Below are 20,414 nucleotides of genomic sequence, written 5' to 3' on the forward strand. Positions count from 1 at the left end.
GGGTCGGCCGTTCGACCTGTCCCGTCCGTGGTTGCTATCATGCTGCCACCCCGTTAACCCCCGGCCTCATCTGGGTCAGAATGGGGCGGGAGCGCGGATGAAGCGCGAATATAGCATCAACCGATCGATAGTCGCGCTCGCTGCCTTTGGCCTGCTGGGCGCCTGTGCGACCGTGGAGGATGCCCCTCGCGGTGAGGAAGCCTATGCCGTCATTCCGCCCGCACCGGCCGTCGGCATGGATTATCGCATCGCGCCCGACGACGTGCTGCGTATCCAGGTCTATCATGAGCCGGGCCTGTCGCTGGAAGATGCGCAGGTGACAGCAGCGGGCATGATCCGCATGCCCCTGATCGGCGACGTATCGATCGCGGGCCTGACCGCCAGCGAGGCGTCCGATGTCATCGCCGGGCGATTGGGCGAACGCTATCTCGTCTCGCCGCAGGTCAGCCTGTTCGTCAAGAAGGCGGTGGGTCGCCGCGTCACGCTGGATGGCGAAGTGCGCGAACCCGGCCTCTATCCGGTGGATGGCCGCCTCAGCCTGCTACAGGCCGTCGCCCTGGCAAAGGGGCCGACCCGCCTTGCAGGGCTGAACCAGGTCGTCATCGTGCGCCAGATCGAAGGACAGCGGCAGGCCGCCCTGTTCGATCTGGCCGCCATTCGTAAGGGACAGGCGCCCGACCCTGAAATCCTGCCGGGCGACCAGGTCATCGTCGGCCTGTCGCGGGCTAAGGCGATATTGGGCGGCGCGCTGCTCGCCATCCCCGCGCTCGCCACCGGCTTCATCGCTTTGGATGGAGGACGCTGATGGCGCTGCCTGCCTACCCCACGCGTGACGAGGCAGACCGGATCGCCGATGGCGTCAGCGCGCGGCTATCCGCCGCTGCGCAGCGCAGCGGGCTGGTGTTGCGCCGTCATCGCGTCATCCTGTTCGTCACCATGGCGCTGTGCCTGCTGGCCGGGGCGATCTTCATCCTGACATCCACCCCCGACTATCGCGCCACCGCCTCGGTCGAGGTGGAGGATGTGCCCGCCGGTGCGGCCGGATCGGCGGCCGCCCAGCGATCGGGCACGGCCAACGACACCGAAACGCTGATGCAGACCGAATTGGAAGTACTGCGCAGCCGCGCATTGGCGGAAGAGGTCGCGCGCGACCTCGCCTTGGTCGGCACGCCGACTTTCTTCGCCGGAATGGATGAGGTTCGCCCGGTCGAGGGCGTCGGCACCCTGTCGCAGCGGCAGGTGGAGCAGGATATGGTCGTGCGCCTGTTGCGCGACAATCTGGAAGTAGAACTCCCCGGCAAGTCCCGGGTGCTGCGCATCAGCTTCGTCAGCGCCGATCCGGTGCTGTCGGCACGCGTCGCCAACAGCTATGCCGACAGCCTGATCCGTGCGGACCTGAAGCGCGGGTTCGAATCCGGCGTGCAGGCGCGCCGCTTCCTGCTCGGTGAACTGGATGGCGCACGCAAGGATCTGGCGCGGGCCGAGCGCGATCTGGCCGTCTATGCCTCCCGCACCGACGCGTCGGTGGAGGAGGGCGGAGAAGCGTCCCCCGCCAAGCCCGCAGCGCCGGACGGTTCGATCGCGACCCGCCTGCAGCAACTCAACGCTTTCCGCGCCCAGGCCGCCGCCGATCGCATCGCGGCGCAAAAACGTTGGGAAAGCGCGCGGCGCACCAATGCCGACACGCTGCCCGAAGTGCTGGGCAACGGCGCGATGCAGCAGGTCATGGCCGACCGGGCGCAGGCGCGCGCGGCCATCGCCGAAGAACGCCAATTCCGCAAAGACGCTCACCCTGAAATGCGCGAAGCACGAGCGCGGCTAGCCGCGTTGGATGAGCAGGCGGACTCCATCGCCAACACCATTCGCGCGTCCTTGCGCGAACAATATCAAGTCGCGGTGCGCGGCGAAGACCAGATCGTAAAGGAAATCGCGCAACTCGAACGGCAGGCGCAGGTCGAGCAGGGCCGCGATGTCCAGACCGGCATCATGGAACGATCGGTCGATACCTACCGCATGTTGCACGACAGCCTGCTCCAGCGATATCGCGACATGGCGTCGCAGGCGGGGTTCCAGGCGGGACGTATCCAGCCGCTCGATCGCGCGGCTGTGCCGACCCGGCCCTTTTCCCCGCGGATCGGCCTCATCCTCCTCATTGCCTCGCTTGGCGGGCTGGTGCTGGGCCTGTTGCTGGTGGCCGCACGCCATATGTTCGACGACGCGGTGACGTCCGCCGATACGCTGGCGGAACGCGTCGGCCTGCCCCTGCTGGGCGCGGTGCCGGTCACGGGCGACACGGTGCAGCCGCCGGAAATCTTCACGCCGATCGCATCCTCGCTGCTGCTGGCATCGACCGACGGCTTGCCGCGATCGATCTTGGTCACCAGCGCGCAGGAAGGGGAGGGCAAGTCGCTGACCCTTCACGCGCTGGCGCTTGCTCTGGCGGGGCTGGGCAAATCGGTCCTGGTGATCGATGGCGATATGCGCCGCCCGGCCCAGCATCGCCTGTTCCGCATCGCGCCCGAACGCGGCATCAGCGAAGTGCTCACCGGCCAGGCTGCGGCGCAGGACGTGATCGTCGATACCGGCATCGCAGGCGTTGCGCTGCTCCCATGCGGCACCTTGCCGCCCAATCCGTCCGAACTCTTGTCCACCTCTGCGCTGGACGGCTTGCTGGCGTCGGTGCGCGACCGCTACGACACGGTGCTGATCGACGCGCCGCCGATCCTGGGCATCAGCGATGCGCCCCTGCTGGCGGGCAAGGCGCAAGCGAGCCTGCTGGTGGTCGAATGGGGCCGCAATCACCACGGCGGCCTGCGCGCCGCGGCGGAGCGTCTGCGGCGCAACGGCGGCGCGATCATCGGCGCGATCCTGACCAAGCAGCAGGGGCGGTCGATGGATTACGACTATCACCGGGGCGGGTGAAAGCCATCCTCCACATCCGTCCGGCGTGGCCTGCCGAAGGCTCTTACCGCCTTAAAAACAGCGCCATCCCGGAGGAAGGCGCTGTTTTCATATCACCGACAGAGTGAAAGCGTTTACGCCCGCGCCATCAACCCTTCGACCAAGCCCTGGAACAGCCGCTGGCCGTCCGTCGCGCCATGGGCGGGTTCGATCACGCGCTCGGGATGCGGCATCATGCCCAGCACATTGCCGCCCTCATTCAATATGCCAGCGATATTCCGCGCCGACCCGTTGACGCTTTCGGCGTAGCGCAGCGCCACTCGGCCTTCGCCTTCCAGTCGGTCCAGCGTCGCATCGTCGGCGAAATAATTGCCGTCATGATGGGCGACCGGGTAACGGATCGTCTCACCCACGGTATAGCGGCTGGTAAAAGCGCTCTGCGCATTCTCCACCGTCAGCGCCACGTCGCGGCACACGAAATGCCCGCCCGCATTGCGCAGCAGCGCGCCGGGCAGCAGGCCGCTTTCGGTCAGCACCTGGAACCCGTTGCAGATGCCCAGCACACAAGCGCCGCGCTCCGCCGCTTTGGCGACCGCTTGCATCACCGGCGACCGAGCCGCCATCGCGCCCGACCGCAGATAGTCGCCATAGGAAAAGCCGCCCGGCACGCCGATCAGGTCGATGTCGCCCGGCAATTCGGTATCGCGATGCCACACCATGGTCGGCTTCGCGCCGGTCGCGGCCTCGAACGCCACCGCCAGGTCGCGGTCGCAATTGCTGCCCGGAAAGACGATGACGGCGCTCTTCATGGCTTAGGCCACCTTTTCGATGCGGTAGTTTTCGATCACCGTATTGGCGAGCAGCTTGCGGCACATCGCGTCGATATCCTCGTCGCTGGTGCCGTCGGCCAGGTCCAGTTCGATGAGCTTGCCCGCGCGCACGTCATTGACGCCGTCAAAGCCCAGACCGCCCAGCGCGTGCTGGATCGCCCGGCCCTGCGGATCGAGGACACCGCCCTTGAGGGTCACGAAGATGCGGGCTTTCATGGGACGCGGACTCCTTGGAATCGACTGGCGCTGCACGATCGCACAAGGCCAAACTTTGCCGCACCCCCTAAGCGCGGCGGCGCGCGGAGGCAAGCCATTATCGGGCGGGATAGAAGGCGGCGCATGACATCCGATATTCTCATTCCCGCGACCTTCCCCTAAGCGACAGGCATGACTCCCGACATGCTCTATTATATCTGCGCCATCATCGCCGTCACTCTTGCGGGGCTGGCAAAGGGCGGTTTTGCCGGCATTGGCGCGCTGGCGATGCCGGTCATGGCCCTGGGCGTCGATCCGGTTCGGGGCGCGGCGATCCTGTTGCCGATCCTGATCCTGCAGGATGCGGTCAGCGTCTGGGTCTATCGCCGCAGCTGGGACGGCTCGATCCTCAAGGTCATGTTGCCGGGCGCGGCGGTCGGCATCGGCCTTGGCTATCTGTTCGCGGCACAAGTGTCCGAAACCGCAGTGCTGGGCGTGTTGGGCTCGATTTCCCTACTATTCGGGCTGCAGCGGCTTTGGGTGGAACGTGGCAAGGCGGTCGTCCTCCCATCGGATTCGCCCGGCTGGGTCGGTTTCCTGTTCGGCATCGGCAGCGGCTTCACCAGCCATATCGCCCATGCCGGATCGCCCCCTTTCCAAATGTGGGTGCTGCCCAAACGCCTGCCGCGCGACATGCTGGTGGGGACCACCGCGCTGGCCTTCGCCGCGATGAACTGGATGAAGCTGCCCGCTTATGCCGCGCTTGGCCAGTTCACCCACGCCAATCTGATGGCGACGGCGATGCTGGCGCCGGTGGCGATCGTCTCCACCTTTGCGGGCGTCGCGCTGGTGCGACGGGTCGATCCCGCACGCTTCTACACGCTGATCTATGCGTTGATGGTGCTGCTGGGTATCAAGCTGATGGCCGACGCGCTCATCGCCTGACATGAAAAGCCCGGCGGAAGCGGATGCTTCGCCGGGCGTTTTCCGTTTGGGCCGAAAGGATCAGCCCTCTTCCTTCTCACGCTTCTTGCGATGCGTGTCGAGGTCGAGGACAGTCGTGTCCAATCCTTCGGGCAGCAGGCCAAGACGGCGCGCAACTTCCTGATAAGCCTCTACTTCTCCGCCCAAATCACGGCGAAACCGGTCCTTGTCCAACTTTTCGTTGGTGACCATGTCCCACAAGCGGCAACCGTCTGGGCTGATCTCGTCGGCCAGGATGATACGGCTATATTCGCCGTCATAAAGCCGGCCGAATTCCAGCTTGAAATCGATCAGGCGAATGCCGATCCCGGCGAACAGCCCGCACATGAAATCATTGATGCGGATCGCCATGTCGGCAATGTCGTGCATCTCTTCCTGCGTGGCCCAGCCGAAGCAGGCGATATGCTCTTCGGAGATCAGCGGGTCGCCCAGCGCATCGTCCTTGTAGCAATATTCGATCAGCGTGCGGGGCAGCTGCGTGCCTTCCTCGATCCCCAGCTTCTTGCTGAGCGATCCGGCGGCAACGTTGCGCACCACGACCTCGATCGGCACGATCTCGACCTGGCGGACCAGCTGTTCGCGCATGTTGAGGCGACGGATGAAGTGGGTCGGCACGCCGATCTGGCCCAGCAGCGTGAAGATATGCTCGGAAATCCGATTGTTCAGCACGCCCTTGCCGGAAATCGTGCCCTTCTTCTGCGCGTTAAAGGCGGTGGCGTCATCCTTGAAATATTGGATGATCGTGCCAGGCTCTGGGCCTTCATAAAGGATCTTTGCCTTGCCTTCGTAGATCTGGCGGCGACGGGCCATGCGCGTTCCTGTCTTGTCTTAGAAAACACTGCGCCCCGGCAATCGCGAATTGTTAAGGATCAGCGGGTGCCGGGGCTGCTTGGGCCGCCCATAGAGCAAAGTTGGGGGCCGTGCAATTATATGCGTTCGTACAGACGGCGCATCAGGCGCCCTTCATCTTGCGAAATTCGTCGAACAGTCCCAGGAAACGGTCGATATCCGCCTTGCTCAGGAAATAGGGCGTCGCCAGCCGCAGCTTGCTGGGGTTGCCGCCGCGGATGCGGACCTTGTGGTTGGTCCATAGCCAGTCCTGCAATTCCATGCGCTGCACCGGCGGCACATTCACGGTGGCGATCGCGCCGCGCAGCGTCGGATCGGGCGATGTCCAGCTTTCCGCGCCGCGCTTCATCATTTCATCATGGATATAGTCGGCCAACATCCGGTTGCGCGCTTCGATCCGGCCCATGCCGATGCTGTCGGCGAAGCCGATCGCCGCGTTCAGCCCCATCAGCGTCGGGATGCAGGACGACCCGATCTGCATATAGCGGTCGGCCATACGGGTGGGATCGTCATAGCCGCCCGTCGCGATCGTACTCCACACCCGATCCATCACGCCCTTGTCGCGCAGGTAGAGGAACCCCGTCCCCTTGGTCGCAAAGAGCCATTTATGCATCGATCCGGTATAAAGGTCGCAGCCTATGTCATTGAGATCGATCTTGATCATGCCCGGCGCATGGGCACCGTCGAAGGCAGAGATGATCCCCTTCGATCGCGCCAGCGCGGCGATTTCCTTGGCGGGCAGTATGACGCCGGTCGATGTGCTGATATGGCTGACGAAGATGATCCGCGTTCTGGGCGTGATCGCGTCATTGATCCGGTTCAATATCTCGTCGGCGTTTTTGGGCGGCTTGGGCATGGCGAATTTCTTCACCACCACCCCATAACGGCGCGACCGCAGCATCCAGGGCATTTCGCCCGATCCATGTTCCTCGTCGGATATCAGCACTTCGTCGCCAGGCTTCATGTCGAAGCCATTGGCAACATAGCTGTTCGCCTCCGTACAGTTGCGCAGGATCGCCATCTGCTCGACCCGCGCGCCCACGAAATCCGCAAAGGGCTGGCGATAGGCTTCCCATGACCCATAGCCCCAGATCGGATAATCCTCCGACTTCGCCTGCGTCATCTGCTCGGTCTGCTCGAACCCGTCGAAAATCGCCTTGAGCACCGGGCGCGGGGACGAGCCGACCGTGCCGACATTCAGGTTCACGACATCGGCCGGAATCAGGAATTGCGCGCGTAACGCCTGCCAATAGGCATCCTCATTCCGGCCATGCAGGTCGGGCGCGGGGAGGGGGACGGACTTGAGCGCCTGCGCGGCGGCGGGCGAGGCAAGGGAAGCGGCGGTGGCGGAACCCAGGAAGCTGCGTCGATCGAACATGGTCGCCTTTCCGGGCCGACATCGCCCGTTGACAGGTCTGTTCCCTGTTCAACGAGGCTCCGGCCCAAATCCGCACATCGCCGATCCTACAGCACATCCCCGAACATGAACCAGATCATCGCACACCATCCGACCAGGCCGATCACGCCCAATATGACGCCGGATCTGGCGCGGATGGCGGGCCACAGGCCGCTGGGTTCGTCTTCGTCGCTATCCATGAGTCACGCTTAACGGGCGTCGCGGCCCGCCTCAACCATGAAGGTCATTCCGCAGCATTCTCCGCCAAGGCAGCGGCGCCGACGCGATCCACCGCCATCAAGCGCCCGGTGAAACATTGCCGCCACCAGCTGATATCCTGGCCCTCGACACTATCCATCATCGCCCGCCAGCGCCGCTTGCGCTCATCCAGCGGCATCGCCAGCGCGCGCAGGATCGCGTCGGACATTTCCTCCGGGCTATAGGGATTGATCAGCAGCGCATCCTTCAACTGCATCGCCGCGCCAGCGAAGCGGGACAGGATCAGCACGCCGGGATCTTCCGGATCTTGTGCCGCGACATATTCCTTGGCGACCAGGTTCATGCCGTCACGCAACGGCGTCACCAGCCCAATCTTCGCGCCGCGGTAGATGCCCGCCAGCTTGTCGCGCGGATAACCCTGATTGACGTAGCGGATCGGGGTCCAGTCGACATCGCTATATTCGCCGTTGATCCGCCCGGCCAGCGAATCCAGCGTCGCCCGGATCTGTTGATAGCTCTCCACCTCACCGCGCGAGGGCGGCGCGATCTGCGTCAGCACAACCTTGCGATGATGTTCCGGATGATCTTTCAGGAACCGGGCATAGCCCCCAAACCGCTCCTCCAGCCCCTTGCTGTAATCCAGTCGATCGACGCCCACGATCATCGTGCGATCTTGCAAAGAAGCGCGGATCAGCGAACTCATATCATCGGCCGCGTCGCTTGTCGCCGCTTCGGCAAATTCCTGCGCGTTAATGCCGATCGGGCAGGCGACGGCCTGGATCGTGCGATCCCCTACGGTGATGAAATCGCCGTCCACCGTCCCGCCCATTTCCCGTTCGACATAATGGCGGAAGGATTCGAGCCATTCTTCGGTATGGAAACCGACAACGTCATAGGCGAACAGCGTGCTGACCAGTTTGCTGTGATGCGGCAAGGATACCAGCAACCGGGTCGGCGGCCAGGGAATGTGCAGGAAAAAACCGATCCGGTTGTTCAGCCCCTTGTCACGCAGCATCTGGCCCAGCGGGATCATATGATAGTCATGAACCCAGATGACGTCTTCCGGCTCGATCAGCGGGGCGGCGGTATCCGCAAAACGCTTGTTGACGCGGTTATAGCCTCCTTCGAAATCGCGGGCATATTCGGCCAAATCGATGCGGAAATGGAATAGCGGCCACAGCGTCTTGTTCGCGTAGCCGTTATAATATTCGTCGACATCCTGCTCTTCCAGGTCGATCGTCGCGGTCTTGACCCCGCCATCTTCGGCAAAGCCGATATGGCCGGTGAAATTGTCGGTCACTTCGCCAGACCAGCCGACCCAGATGCCCCGGCTTTCACGCAGCGCCTGGGACAAGGCGACAGCCAACCCGCCCTGGTTGCCGGACTTGCTCGGGCGACTGACCCGGTTGGATATCACGATAAGGCGGCTCATCGCATGGCGCTCCACGGTTTGCTCAACAAGACGGCGCAATTGATGATGCCGACCAACGAGTAGGTCTGGGGATAATTGCCCCACAATTCCCCTGTCGTGGGGTCGATATCTTCGGACAGCAGGCCAGCCGCAGTGCGGCGGGACAGCATTTCCTCGAACAAGTCTCGGGCTTCTTCGCGACGGCCACTACGGTGCAGCGCCTCGATCAGCCAGAAGGTGCAGACATTGAACGCCGTTACCGGCTCGCCGAAATCATCGGGCGCGCTATATCGCAACATGTCGTTGCCGCGTCGCAAGTCGGTTTCCAGCGCCGCCAGCGTACCCACGAACATCGGATCGTCGGCGGTTAGGAAACGCAGGTCGAGCAACTGGAGCAAAGACGCATCGCGCGCGTCATCCTCGAAATTGGCGGATATCGCCTGGCTATCCTCCCGCCATGCAGCTTCCAGAATATGCGCCTTCATCGTCTCTGCGCGATTTTCCCAATGCGCCGCGCGCACCGGCAGATTGAGCGCGCTGGCGGCATGCGCCAGCCGATCGCATGCCGCCCAACACATGACGGCGCTATAGCTGTGCACATGCGCGCGCGTGCGCAATTCCCACAGACCCGCGTCCGGCTTGTCATAGACGGACCAGGCGCGTTCGCCCACGGCTTCCAGCGCTTCGAAATCGGCATGGCCCGCCATGCGCAACAGCCGCTGGTCGATGAAGCCCTGCACGGACGACAGCACGATCTGGCCATAGGCGTCATGCTGGATCTGTTCATAGGCAGCATTGCCCACGCGCACCGGACCCATGCCGCGATAACCCGGCAGTTTCTCCGCCTCCCATTCCGTCAGCGTCGCATTGCCGCGCACGTCATAGAGCGGCTGGATATGCCCGCCCTTCGCGCCATCAACGATATTGCGCAAATAGACGAGATAGGATTCCAGCACGTCCAGCGCGCCCAGCCGGTTCAGCGCCTCGACGGTATAATAGGCGTCGCGCACCCAGCAGTAGCGATAATCCCAATTGCGGCCGCTGTCCGCATGTTCCGGGATCGACGTGGTGAGCGCCGCGACGATCGCGCCGGTTTCTTCATGCTGGCACAGTTTCAGCGTGATGGCGGAGCGGATCACCGCTTCCTGCCATTCGGCCGGGATCGCCAGCCCGCGCACCCACAGTTGCCATTCGTTGATGGTGTCGTCCAGCATCCGCTCGATCGCGGGGCGCAGCGCGTCGGAAAAGCCTTCGTCCGGCCCCATGAAGAAATGCGCGTCCTGTTCCAGCCGGAACCAGCTTTCCTGCGCGATCAGGCCGATCGGCGCATTGGTCGATATGCGCATCGCCATGCACGACAGTACCATCCGGATATGGTTGGAACCGTAGGTGATCGGCACCTTTTCTTCATTCCAGTTGGTCGTCGGCCGCAATTTCACGCGAATGCGGGCGGACCCGGCAACCGGACGCACGATACGGATGAAGCCGACCGGCCGGTACATGCGACCCTTATGTCTATGCCGCGGACAGAAATCGATGATCTCGATCGCATTGCCCTGCGTGTCGCTCTGACGCGTCACCAATATCGGCGTGTTGCGGATATAATGTTGTTCGACCGAGACGCAATTTTCCAGCTCGATCGCCCAGAAACCGCGCGCCTGCTCGTCATCCCATGCCTTGGCGTCCAGCAGGGCGGAAAAGACCGGGTCGCCATCCACGCGAGGGACGCAGGCCCACACCATGCGGCCCATACGGTCTATCAGTGCGGATGCCTGGCAATTGCCGATCGGCCAAAGGTCGAGCGACCGCTCGTCTCCCGCCAGGATGGATTCGCTTGATGCTTGGATCGGTCTGCCCCTTTCGTTGCTCACGACAAGGGCACCGAAAACCTTATTCGGCGACCCCCTCGCTCAGATAATGCCTGACGGCGGCAACCTGTTCCAAAGAGAATGTCGCCAATGTCGGCCGGGGCGTTCCCACCAATATGCCCGCGCCCCCCAGTTCGGTGGCCGCGGCAAAGCCTTCCTCGTCGGTCACATCGTCGCCGATGAAGACGGGCACGCCGCCGGTCATCGGCGCATCCTGCATCATCTTGGTCAGGGCGCTGCCCTTGTCCGCGCCGCCCGGTCGCAACTCATACAGCATCTTGCCATTCTGTAGCGCCAGACCATGGTCGCGTGCCAGTCCGGCGGCCAATATGCCCACCTCATCGCCCCATATCGGCGCACCCCGAAAATGCAGGCCGACGCTGATCGACTTGCGTTCCACGAGCAGGCCCGGCTTGTCGTCGGCAAAGATCTGGAACGCCCGTTCCACCGCATCGATCGCGGGCAGGCGGGGCGGGGCGGTCACGGCCTCACCAGGACGAGCGAATTCCAGCCCATGGGTGCCCGACAGCAGGAAAGCGCCAAAGCCTAATTCGCGCAGAGTCGCGACCGACCGGCCACTGACGATCGCCAATCGCCCGTCCAACCGATCGCGCAACCGCGCCAGCAACGTCAGCAGCGCGTCATCGACGTCGACAGCATCGGGCGTCTCGGCCAGCGGCGCCAATGTCCCATCGAAATCGAGGAACAGCGACGCGCCGTCCAGCAGGGCGAGCGGGGGGGCGGGCAGGGTGGATTGCTTTGTCTGGGTTTGGATCACGGACGCAAAGTGACGCGCCTGCCCGAAACCGCAACCCCCGAATTGCCAAATCCGCCGTTTTTATCAGCGCGTGCTCAGGATCGGCAACGGGGCGTTTCCGTCCAGGGGGCCGACCACTGGATCGCGTGCAGCACGCAAAAGGCGCGCATGACCCGGGATAGCAGCCTGTCGATGCCGCTGTTGATCTGTTCGCGGCCGTCCCGGCCCAGCCGGTCGCCATAATCGTCGCGCATGAGAGCATCCTTTCGATGGCGGACGGGAGCGATGTCCGCGCCTGTATCCCTGGCCGATCTGCGCGATCGCCGCCAACAAAAGGCTGGATATGATAGATAAGCCTGGCTTATCGTGAATAGCATGCTCCCATTGCCGCCCCTTTCTGCCATCCGCGTGTTCGAAGCCGCCGCACGGCTGGAGAATTTCACCGCCGCCGCGCAGGAATTGGGCATGACCCAGGCGGCGGTCAGTTATCAGGTGAAACTGTTGGAAGAGCGGCTGGGGATCAGCCTGTTCCATCGGCAGGGTCGCAAGGTCGCCCTGACCGCCAAGGGCCATGAGATCGCGCCGGTCCTGACCCGCGCTTTCGACCAGATGCGCCAGGGCTTCGCCGCGCTGACGCAGGATCATTCGGCGGTCCTGACGATCAGCTGCACCAACAGTTTCGCCCATCTGTGGCTGGCACCGCGGATCGGCGCGTTCCAGATGCGCCACCCGCAACTGGCGGTGCGCATCCAGGCGGAGGACGCCGTGGTCGACCTGGCACGCGTCGGCATCGATCTGGCGATCCGTGGCGGCAAGGGCGACTGGCCGGGGCTGGAGGCCAGATTGCTGGCGCATAATCGCCTCGTCCCGATGTGCAGCCCGACCTGGCTGGCCCGGCATGGCCCGATCGCCGACGCACATGCACTCCATGCCCTGCCGCGCCTGTCGCCCGACGATATGTGGTGGCATGAATGGTTCGCCGCGATGGCGGTCGAAGCCGATCCCGCGCAAGGCCCGCCCGGTATTGCGCTCGACAGCCAGGTGATGGAGGGCCGCGCAGCGATCGGCGGGCAGGGGGTCGCGATCCTCAACCATTTCCTATGGAAAGCGGAGGTCGAATCAGGGCTTCTGGTGGAAGCCGTCCCCTCCTACGTCCGCGAAATCGCCAGCTACTGGGTCGTCTACCCGCCCCATACCCGCAACACCCCCAAGGTGAAGGCCTTTCGCGACTGGATCGTAGCCGAGTTCGCGACCGCGATCGCCGCCGACCCCGAAGGACGATACTTGCCGCGTTGATGCGTCATGCGTATATTCGTGCGCATGTCCGATGCAGGAGCTGCCCGTGACCAAATATGAACGTATTGCGATGCGCAAGGCGACCAATCTATCCTTAGATAGTGCGCTGGTGGAAGAAGCCAAGCAATTGGGCATTAACTTGTCGCGCGCCTGCGAAGATGGGTTGAGCAAGGCAATATCAGCCGAACGAGGTCGGCGCTGGCAGGAAGATAATAAGGACGCGATCGCCGCTTGGAACGACTGGGCAGACAATAACGAACTGCCGCTCGACAAATATCGGCAGTTCTGATGGCCCGTTTCGCCGTGTATCGGCTCGCCGATGACGCCCTCGTCCTGGATTGTCAGAGCGATCATATCGATCACGTCGGAACCCGTCTGGTAGTGCCGCTATTGCCGCCTGCCGATATGCCTGCCGCCCTGCCATCACTCCATCCATGCTTCGAGATAGACGGCGAGAGATTGATGATGGCCACCCATCTCGCTGGTGCCATTCATTCGAGGCTCCTGAAACGGCCTGTTGGAAAGCTTCATCGTCATGAATATGCGATCATGCGCGCGCTCGACACCCTTCTGACCGGCTTCTAACCAAATCCGTTTCCGTTTCGTGCCCGTCCTGCTATCCGATCCGCGATGACCGATTTTCGCGACCCGTTCGACGCTATCAAGGATCACCCGTTCGACGATGCGCTCTCGCAGCGTTACCTCGTCTATGCGCTGTCGACCATCACCGCCCGGTCGCTGCCGGATCTGCGCGATGGCCTGAAACCCGTGCATCGCCGCCTGCTCTGGGCGATGCGCCTGCTCAAGATGGAACCGGGCGGCGCGTCGCCCGACATATTGGTCGCCAACCCCGCGCGTAACACCACCAGCTACAAGAAATGCGCCCGCGTCGTCGGCGACGTGATCGGCAAATATCACCCTCATGGCGATCAGTCGGTCTATGACGCGATGGTTCGACTGGCGCAGGATTTCTCGCTCCGCACCCCGCTGGTCGATGGGCAGGGCAATTTCGGCAATATCGACGGCGATAATGCCGCGGCCATGCGCTATACCGAAGCGCGCCTGACCCAGGCGGCGGCGGATCTGATGGCCGGCCTGGACGAAGGCACGGTCGATTACCGCCCGACCTATAATGGCGAGGATGAGGAGCCGGAAGTCTTTCCCGGCCTCTTCCCCAACCTGCTCGCCAATGGTGCCACCGGCATCGCGGTCGGCATGGCGACCAGCATCCCGCCCCATAACGTCGCGGAACTGATCGATGCCGCAGGCCTGCTGATCGAAGATCCCGAAACCGACCATGCCGCCTTGATGCAGGTGGTAACCGGACCGGACTTCCCGACCGGCGGCGTACTGGTCGATAACGCCGCGATCATATCCGAAGCCTATGCCACCGGCCGCGGCGCATTCCGCACCCGGGCGCGCTGGCATAAGGAAGAGGGCGGGCGCGGCACCTGGATCGCGGTCGTTACCGAAATTCCCTATCAGGTCCAGAAATCCAAGCTGATCGAACAGATCGCTGCGCTGATCAACGACCGCAAGCTGCCGATCCTTGCTGACGTCCGCGACGAATCCGACGCCGAAATCCGCATCGTCATCGAACCGCGCGCCCGCACCGTCGATCCGCAGATGCTGATGGACAGCCTGTTCCGCCTGACCGACCTGGAAAACCGCTTCCCGCTCAACCTCAACGTGCTGGACGCGACCCGCACGCCGCGCGTGCTGGGCCTGAAGCCGCTGTTGATCGAATGGCTCAAGCATCAGATCGACGTGCTGGTTCGCCGCGCCCAGCATCGACTGGAAAAGATCGCCGGGCGGCTGGAACTGCTCGATGGCTATATCATCGCCTATCTCAACCTTGACCGGGTGATCGAAATCATCCGGACCGAGGATGAGCCGAAGGTCGTGATGATGGAGGAATTCGCCCTTAACGACCGTCAGGTCGAAGCCATCCTCAACATGCGCCTGCGCTCCCTACGCAAGCTGGAAGAGATGGAATTGCGGCGCGAACATGCCGAACTGGTCAAGGAGAAGGAGGAACTGGAGAAGCTGGTCGAAAGCCCGGCTCGCCAGCGTACCCGCCTGAAACGCGATCTGGCTGCGCTGCGCAAACGCTACGGACCTGACACCGATCTTGGCCGCCGCCGCACTCTGGTGGAAGAAGCCGCCCTGGCGAAGGAAATCCCGCTGGAAGCCATGATCGAGCGTGAGCCGATCACCGTCATCCTGTCCGAACGCGGCTGGATCAGGGCGATGAGCGGCCATCGCGACCTCGCTGCCGCCGATACGCTCAAGTTCAAGGAAGGCGATGGCCCGCATTATGCCTTCCATGCCTACACCACCGACAAGCTGCTGATGGCGACCTCCACCGGCCGCATCTACACTTTGGCGTCGGACAGGCTGCCGGGCGGGCGCGGTTTTGGCGATCCAGTCCGCTCGCTGGTCGACATGGACAATGAAGGCGCGATCGTCGCCTTCATGCCCGCGCGCGCCGCGACCGAATTGCTGCTCGTGTCGTCCGACGGGCGCGGCTTCGTTGCCGCGACGGCGGACCTGATGGCGGAAACCCGCAAGGGCAAGCAGGTCGTCAATGTCCGCACCGGCGCAAAACTCAGCGTCATCCGTCCGATCCCGGCGGAGGCGGACAGCATCGCCATCATCGGCGAGAATCGCAAATTGCTGGTCTTCGCGCTCAGCGAAATGCCGCGTATGGCGCGCGGGCAGGGCGTCCAGATGCAACGCTATCGCGATGGCGGCCTGTCCGACGCGATCGCCTTCCGCCTGGCCGATGGACTGAGTTGGACCATGGGAGGCGAGTCGGGTCGGACTCGCACGGAAAGCGACATGATGCCGTGGAAAGTGGTGCGCGGCGCAGCCGGCCGAATGCCGCCTACCGGTTTCCCGCGCGACAATCGCTTCTGATTTCCGGCCATTCGCCTTTGGTCTGATTTCCGCCATATCGGTAATTAGCGTTTCCAGAAAATTTACGCCTTCTGGATACAGCGGGGACATGGAATTGACGTCGGTGCGCAATTTGCCGGTCCTGAAGACCAGCGGCGCCCCCTTGGCTGGGGGGATGACGCGCATCCGTTGCAGGGTCTTGACGTTGCCGACTGGCTCAACGCCCTCCCGCAATTTGCAGCGATTTTCACTTACGAAAACAATGAGATAAACTTTCAGCAGGGCAATGCCCGCTTTGCTGCCGTTTTGCGATCCAATGCCGAACGCGGCATCGTATCGGATCGTGCAACAAACGAATGCGGCGCCCGTATCGATGATCTCATCCAGTCCGGACGCGATTCGGACAGTTTCGAATTGCGCCGCGACGGCAAGCTCGGCCCCGAATATTTCATGTGCACGCTCGGTCGGCTTCCCGCCATCGAAGGGCGCCCTGAACATTTTCTCTTTACCGCGATCGATCGCACCAGCGAACGCACGATCGAGAAGAATTTGCGCCGGGAATTATTGTCGGATGGCCTGACTGCGCTGCCCAACCGTACCGGTTTCGGCGAGGAGATAGACGACCGCCTCGCCAATTCGGTCTGGCCCGACAATGCCCAGTTCGGCATCATCGCGATCGACCTCAGCCGGTTCAGCCGGGTGAATGAATCGCTGGGGCCTATGGCGGGCGACGAATTGCTGATCACCGTCGCCAAGCGCCTGAAATCGAGCCTGCGTCAGGGTGACGTCCTCGCCCGCATCGGCGGCAATGATTTTGCTATTTTTGCCCGCTTGAACAATGGTTTGTCGGATGCTCTTCATATCGTACAGAGGATCAAGGAGGCGCTGAGTTCGCCGATCCGCCTAAGCGACCTGCAAATCCGCGTCGATTGCGCCATCGGTTGCGCACTATCGTTGAACCTCGATGACGATCCCGACGATGTCGTGCGCAAGGCGCAGGCCGCGGTGAAGATCGCCAAGCGCAGCGGCAAGGTCGAAATCTATCGCAATGGCGTGCTCAAGGAAGCACAGCGCCGCTTTTCGATCGAAAGCCGCCTGCGCGACGCGCTGGCCCAAGGCGGCCTGACCCTCGCTTACCAGCCCCTCATCCACCTCCAGACCGGTGAGATCACTGGGTTCGAAGCCCTGGCCCGTTGGAATGACGAGGAACTGGGCAATGTGCCGCCCGTCGAATTTATTGCCGTAGCGGAAGAAAGCGGCCTGATCACGCCGCTCGGCCGCTGGGCCGCTTATGAAGCCGCCCAGGCGCTGTCGCGCTGGGACGCGAAGTTCGGCCAGCCGCTGCCGGTCGGCGTCAACGTCAACCTCTCGCCAATCCAGATGGCGCGCGACGACGTTGCCTCCATGTTTGAGGAAGCGCTGCGCTATGCCGGTATCGCTGGCAGCCGCCTGACCGCCGAACTGACCGAAAGCGCGATCATCGCCGATCCCGACAAGGCGCGCAAATTGCTCGTCGCTCTCAAGAGCTTGCAGATGCCGATCGCGATGGATGATTTCGGCACCGGCTTCTCCAACCTCGCCAGCCTGCATAGCCTGCCGATCGACATATTGAAAATCGACCGAAGTTTCGTGTCCAACATGCTGGAAGATCACGACAAAGCGGTAATCGTCCGCACGATCTTGTCGCTGGCCGAATCGCTCAACCTCAAGGTCACGGCCGAAGGCATCGAGACCCAGGCGCTGGCCCACGCCCTGCAACAAATGGGCTGCTGGCAGGGGCAGGGCTATCATTTTGCCAAGCCGATGGCCGAAGCCGACGCGTTCGACTATTGGCGCGCGCGCTGGAACTTCGAAACGATCTGACCGGCGATCGCCGCGACGCGATCGGCGTCGGGAAAATTCTCCGCCACCCATTGCGCCTGCACGGCGTGCAGCGCCTTCGCCACGTCCGGGCCAGGCGTCAGCCCCAATGCAATCAATGCACCGCCACCGATCGGAAGGGCAGGGGGCGTCCAGCCTTTCAGCGGCGCCAACGCAGTCAAAGGCCGTTCCGGATCGAGCAGCAATCGGTCGATCGCCCCTTCCACGCCGACCCGATAGGCCAGCGCACGCGGCCCTTCCATCGCCTCTGCGGAGTCCAGCGCCACGACCAGTCGCTTGCGCGCCTTGTTCGACAACTTCAACCGTGCGCCCACGCCATCGGCCAGCGCCGCATCATGGGGCAGCAGCGCCGCCAATCGCCGCAGCGCCGATCCCGCGATCCCGGCCTCCGCCTCGCGTGCGATCAGCCGATCGACCCGCTCCACACCGCCCTGATCGACTTCCGGCAACACCGGGCGCAAAATGCCGCCTTCCACCATCAATCGCAGCGCATGGACCGGGGCGGCAACGCCCAGCAATTTCAGCAATTCGTCGGCAATCCGCTCGCGCGAAAGCGCCATCAGACTGTTGGCGGCGGTGACGCAGGCGTCATACGCACAACTGTCCAACTCGTTGTCGCCATAGCGCGCCAGAAAGCGGAAATAGCGCAATATTCGCAGATGATCCTCCGCGATCCGCGCCGACGCATCGCCGATGAAGCGCAACCGCCGCGTCTCCAGATCCGCCATGCCGCCGAAATAGTCGCTGATCGCGCCGGTCAGTGGATCGGCATAGAGCGCATTGATGGTGAAGTCCCGCCGCGCGGCATCTTCGCGCCAGTCGTCGGTATAGGCGATAGTCGCGCGTCGCCCATCGGTACTGACATCGCGGCGCAACGTCGTAATCTCCACCGGACCATCGGGCAGGATAGCGGTGATCGTGCCATGCTCGATCCCGGTCGGCACCGCCTTGATCCCCGCCGCCTTCAGCCGATCGACCACATCATGCGGGTCCAGGCTGGTCGCGATGTCGAGATCGTTGACCGGCAAGCCCAACAGTCCGTCGCGCACGGCCCCGCCGACGAAGCGCGCCTTCCCCTCCGCCGCACCCAATGCGGCGAGCAGCCCGTCAAGTCCGGGTCGATGGCACCATTCGGCATCAGGCAGCAAAATGGTCATGGCCCAGCCTGCGCGAGAGATTGGCGAGGATGGCGGCGGTGATGCCCCAGATGCGACGTCCTTCCCAGAGAATCTCGTAATAATGGCGTTGCTTGCCTTCATAGTGGACCGCGTGGCGCACGCGATGCGCGGGGTCCAGCGCATAGGCCAGGGGCAATTCGAACCAGTTCGCCACCTCGCTTTCCTGCGCGCGCAGCGGCAGGTCGGGCGGAATGACGCCCAGCACCGGTATGATGTCGAAGCCGGTGAAGGTGTGATAGCGATCGGACGTGCCGATTACCTGCACCTGTTCGGGCGGCAGCGCGATTTCCTCCTGCGCCTCCCGCAAAGCGCCGGCGACTTCATCGGCGTCCCCCTCATCCACGCGCCCGCCGGGAAAGGCGATCTGGCCCGCATGTTGGCGCAAGCGCGACGATCGCTCGGTCAGGATCAGGCCGGGTTCGGGCCGATCGGTAATCGCCACCAGCACGGCGGCGGGCGCCAGCGCGATCTCGCCATCGATCCGCGGATCGCGCATGTCCATCGGGTCCAGATGTTCGCGCCTATGCCCTTCGTCCAACGCGGCACGCAACCGCTGCGCCAGCGTCATGCCGCGCCGTCCAGCGGGAAAAACGCGCCATCGCTCCACAGCCCGATCCGGTCCCCGCCTTCCTCCAGCGCCAGGTTCATCAACTCATAATAGACGCTGCGCGCGACCAGCGCCTCCATCCCGCCACGCACATGCAGATAGGGATGCGGCCCGTCCGGCGTCTCGCGCAGCACCAGCGCATGATCCGGCCCGGCCGTCACGATATCGCCATTCTTGATCTGGAAGGCCAGAGTCCGATCCCGGCTTTCACCCTCGCTCTTGACCTCGACCGCGACGAACGGCGCATCCTCGACCGCGATGTCCAGTTTCTCGACCGGCGTCACCAGCACATGGCTGCCGTCCGGCTCGCGCCGCAATATGGAGGAAAAGAGCCGCACCATCGTTTCCCGGCCGATCGGCGATCCCTGATGAAACCAGGTGCCGTCGCGCGCGATCCGCATCTCGCTGTCGCCGCAATGGTCGGGGTTCCACTTATCGACAGGCGGCAGGCGCTTTTCGGCGGCCAGCCGCGCGATATCGGCAAGCGACAGGGTGGACAGGTCGGGTAAAGGCTCCATCGGCATGGAGCGGAGATAGGAGCGTCTCGCCCGAAGGCAAAGGGCTAATCAGGCCGCGACGGCAATTCGCGGGCCAAGCATCCCGGTTCCGCCGACCGGACGGCCGTCGATCGGCAGCGCCAGCAACCGGCGCGGTTCGAACGGACCGGGCGCATCCCATCCCGCCGTCCCCTCGGCGGCGAAGCCCCAGAAGCGGCCATAATATTCAGGATCGCCGATCATCATCAGCGTTTCGCTCCCCATGGCGCGGGCGGCGCTCACCACCGCGTCCATCATCGCTCGGCCATGGCCGCCAAATTGATGCGCAGGATCGACCGCCACCGGCCCGACCATGATCAGCGGGATTTGCGCGCCGTCCTCGCCCATCAGCGCCACCGGCCAGCTTTGCAGCGACCCGATCAACGCGCCGTCGGCATCGACCGTCGCGAAGGAGAGGGCGGGCAGCCAGGGCATCCCATCACGAATGCGATAGGCGGTGCGTCCATGCCGGTCCGGGCCGAATGCCGCATCCAGCAACTGCTCGATCGCCGCATCGGGCTGGCTGTCCAGGGGAACAATGTGAGACACGTCTTGCCGATCCGCCGTCAATGGCGCATGGGGCAGCGCCGGAAGCGGGGCTTTAGCGT

Annotated in this window: 21 protein-coding genes; 8 read left to right on the plus strand and 13 right to left on the minus strand. The window is 63.5% G+C overall.

All coding sequences use genetic code 11. The features are described from left to right. Nucleotides 1-97: 97 nt before the first annotated feature. Complete coding sequence (locus U5A89_RS09705; RefSeq protein WP_338160950.1) at nt 98-805, plus strand: polysaccharide biosynthesis/export family protein; 708 nt, start codon at nt 98-100, stop codon at nt 803-805. Next, on the plus strand, nt 805-2,922 hold the full coding sequence (locus U5A89_RS09710) for a GumC family protein (RefSeq protein ID WP_338160951.1): 2,118 nt from the start codon (nt 805-807) through the stop codon (nt 2,920-2,922). The genes U5A89_RS09705 and U5A89_RS09710 overlap by 1 nt, the downstream gene beginning before the upstream one ends. A gap of 113 nt (nt 2,923-3,035) precedes the next feature. Here the strand turns inward: U5A89_RS09710 and purQ are convergent, their stop codons facing one another. After that, on the minus strand, nt 3,036-3,710 hold the full coding sequence (gene purQ / locus U5A89_RS09715) for a phosphoribosylformylglycinamidine synthase subunit PurQ (protein ID WP_338160952.1): 675 nt from the start codon (nt 3,708-3,710) through the stop codon (nt 3,036-3,038). A gap of 3 nt (nt 3,711-3,713) precedes the next feature. Continuing rightward, nucleotides 3,714-3,947, minus strand: coding sequence for a phosphoribosylformylglycinamidine synthase subunit PurS (gene purS / locus U5A89_RS09720; RefSeq protein ID WP_093012502.1), 234 nt, complete (start codon nt 3,945-3,947; stop codon nt 3,714-3,716). 171 nt (nt 3,948-4,118) lie between these two features. Here purS and U5A89_RS09725 point away from each other — a divergent pair, with 171 nt between their 5' ends. Beyond that, the gene (locus U5A89_RS09725) at nt 4,119-4,871 is read left to right on the plus strand and encodes a sulfite exporter TauE/SafE family protein (protein WP_338160953.1); all 753 of its coding nucleotides are present in this window, start codon (nt 4,119-4,121) and stop codon (nt 4,869-4,871) included. Between the two features lie 60 nt (nt 4,872-4,931). Here the strand turns inward: U5A89_RS09725 and purC are convergent, their stop codons facing one another. From purC to U5A89_RS09760, 7 genes are all read right to left on the minus strand, one after another. After that, the gene (gene purC, locus U5A89_RS09730; protein ID WP_338160954.1) at nt 4,932-5,720 is read right to left on the minus strand and encodes a phosphoribosylaminoimidazolesuccinocarboxamide synthase; all 789 of its coding nucleotides are present in this window, start codon (nt 5,718-5,720) and stop codon (nt 4,932-4,934) included. 142 nt (nt 5,721-5,862) lie between these two features. Further along, on the minus strand, nt 5,863-7,137 hold the full coding sequence (locus tag U5A89_RS09735) for an aminotransferase class V-fold PLP-dependent enzyme (RefSeq protein ID WP_338160955.1): 1,275 nt from the start codon (nt 7,135-7,137) through the stop codon (nt 5,863-5,865). Nucleotides 7,138-7,223: 86 nt separating this feature from the next. Then, on the minus strand, nt 7,224-7,355 hold the full coding sequence (locus U5A89_RS09740) for a hypothetical protein (RefSeq protein WP_338160956.1): 132 nt from the start codon (nt 7,353-7,355) through the stop codon (nt 7,224-7,226). 44 nt (nt 7,356-7,399) lie between these two features. Next, a complete protein-coding gene (gene otsA, locus U5A89_RS09745) occupies nt 7,400-8,806 on the minus strand; it encodes an alpha,alpha-trehalose-phosphate synthase (UDP-forming) (protein WP_338160957.1) in 1,407 nt (468 codons plus the stop codon). Further along, the gene (locus tag U5A89_RS09750) at nt 8,803-10,572 is read right to left on the minus strand and encodes a glycoside hydrolase family 15 protein (protein WP_338162999.1); all 1,770 of its coding nucleotides are present in this window, start codon (nt 10,570-10,572) and stop codon (nt 8,803-8,805) included. The genes otsA and U5A89_RS09750 overlap by 4 nt, the downstream gene beginning before the upstream one ends. 103 nt (nt 10,573-10,675) lie before the next feature. Continuing rightward, the gene (gene otsB / locus U5A89_RS09755; RefSeq protein ID WP_338160958.1) at nt 10,676-11,431 is read right to left on the minus strand and encodes a trehalose-phosphatase; all 756 of its coding nucleotides are present in this window, start codon (nt 11,429-11,431) and stop codon (nt 10,676-10,678) included. A 74-nt stretch (nt 11,432-11,505) separates the two neighbouring features. Continuing rightward, complete coding sequence (locus U5A89_RS09760; protein WP_338160959.1) at nt 11,506-11,664, minus strand: hypothetical protein; 159 nt, start codon at nt 11,662-11,664, stop codon at nt 11,506-11,508. Between the two features lie 121 nt (nt 11,665-11,785). On the opposite strand from U5A89_RS09760, the gene U5A89_RS09765 reads away from it, so the two are divergent. The 5 genes from U5A89_RS09765 to U5A89_RS09785 all read left to right on the plus strand — a co-directional run bounded on the left by U5A89_RS09765 (nt 11,786) and on the right by U5A89_RS09785 (nt 17,467). Beyond that, nucleotides 11,786-12,706: a LysR substrate-binding domain-containing protein gene (locus U5A89_RS09765; protein WP_338163000.1), complete on the plus strand. Its 921-nt coding sequence runs from the start codon at nt 11,786-11,788 to the stop codon at nt 12,704-12,706. 46 nt (nt 12,707-12,752) lie between these two features. Beyond that, nucleotides 12,753-12,995, plus strand: a complete 243-nt coding sequence (locus U5A89_RS09770; RefSeq protein ID WP_338160960.1) for a type II toxin-antitoxin system CcdA family antitoxin — start codon at nt 12,753-12,755, stop codon at nt 12,993-12,995. Further along, a complete protein-coding gene (locus tag U5A89_RS09775) occupies nt 12,995-13,291 on the plus strand; it encodes a CcdB family protein (RefSeq protein WP_338160961.1) in 297 nt (98 codons plus the stop codon). The genes U5A89_RS09770 and U5A89_RS09775 overlap by 1 nt, the downstream gene beginning before the upstream one ends. 45 nt (nt 13,292-13,336) lie before the next feature. After that, nucleotides 13,337-15,625 carry a DNA topoisomerase IV subunit A gene (parC, locus tag U5A89_RS09780; protein WP_338160962.1) on the plus strand — a complete coding sequence of 763 codons (2,289 nt, stop codon included), beginning with the start codon at nt 13,337-13,339 and terminating at the stop codon, nt 15,623-15,625. 168 nt (nt 15,626-15,793) lie between these two features. Beyond that, on the plus strand, nt 15,794-17,467 hold the full coding sequence (locus U5A89_RS09785) for a putative bifunctional diguanylate cyclase/phosphodiesterase (protein WP_445190642.1): 1,674 nt from the start codon (nt 15,794-15,796) through the stop codon (nt 17,465-17,467). On the opposite strand, the gene U5A89_RS09790 is transcribed toward U5A89_RS09785, so the two are convergent. Genes U5A89_RS09790 through U5A89_RS09805 form a run of 4 tightly spaced genes read right to left on the minus strand, consistent with a single transcriptional unit; the run spans nt 17,431 to nt 20,355 of the window. After that, on the minus strand, nt 17,431-18,642 hold the full coding sequence (locus U5A89_RS09790; RefSeq protein WP_338160963.1) for a CCA tRNA nucleotidyltransferase: 1,212 nt from the start codon (nt 18,640-18,642) through the stop codon (nt 17,431-17,433). The two genes, U5A89_RS09785 and U5A89_RS09790, sit on opposite strands and share 37 nt — an antisense overlap. Further along, a complete protein-coding gene (locus tag U5A89_RS09795; protein WP_338160964.1) occupies nt 18,623-19,231 on the minus strand; it encodes a CoA pyrophosphatase in 609 nt (202 codons plus the stop codon). Before U5A89_RS09795 ends, U5A89_RS09790 begins: the two co-directional genes overlap by 20 nt. Next, on the minus strand, nt 19,228-19,794 hold the full coding sequence (locus U5A89_RS09800) for a DUF1285 domain-containing protein (protein WP_338160965.1): 567 nt from the start codon (nt 19,792-19,794) through the stop codon (nt 19,228-19,230). The genes U5A89_RS09795 and U5A89_RS09800 overlap by 4 nt, the downstream gene beginning before the upstream one ends. Nucleotides 19,795-19,836: 42 nt before the next feature. After that, a complete protein-coding gene (locus U5A89_RS09805) occupies nt 19,837-20,355 on the minus strand; it encodes a GNAT family N-acetyltransferase (protein ID WP_338160966.1) in 519 nt (172 codons plus the stop codon). Between the last annotated feature and the right edge of the window lie 59 nt (nt 20,356-20,414).

The sequence above is a fragment of the Sphingobium sp. HWE2-09 genome (assembly GCF_035989265.1).
GTDB lineage: Bacteria > Pseudomonadota > Alphaproteobacteria > Sphingomonadales > Sphingomonadaceae > Sphingobium.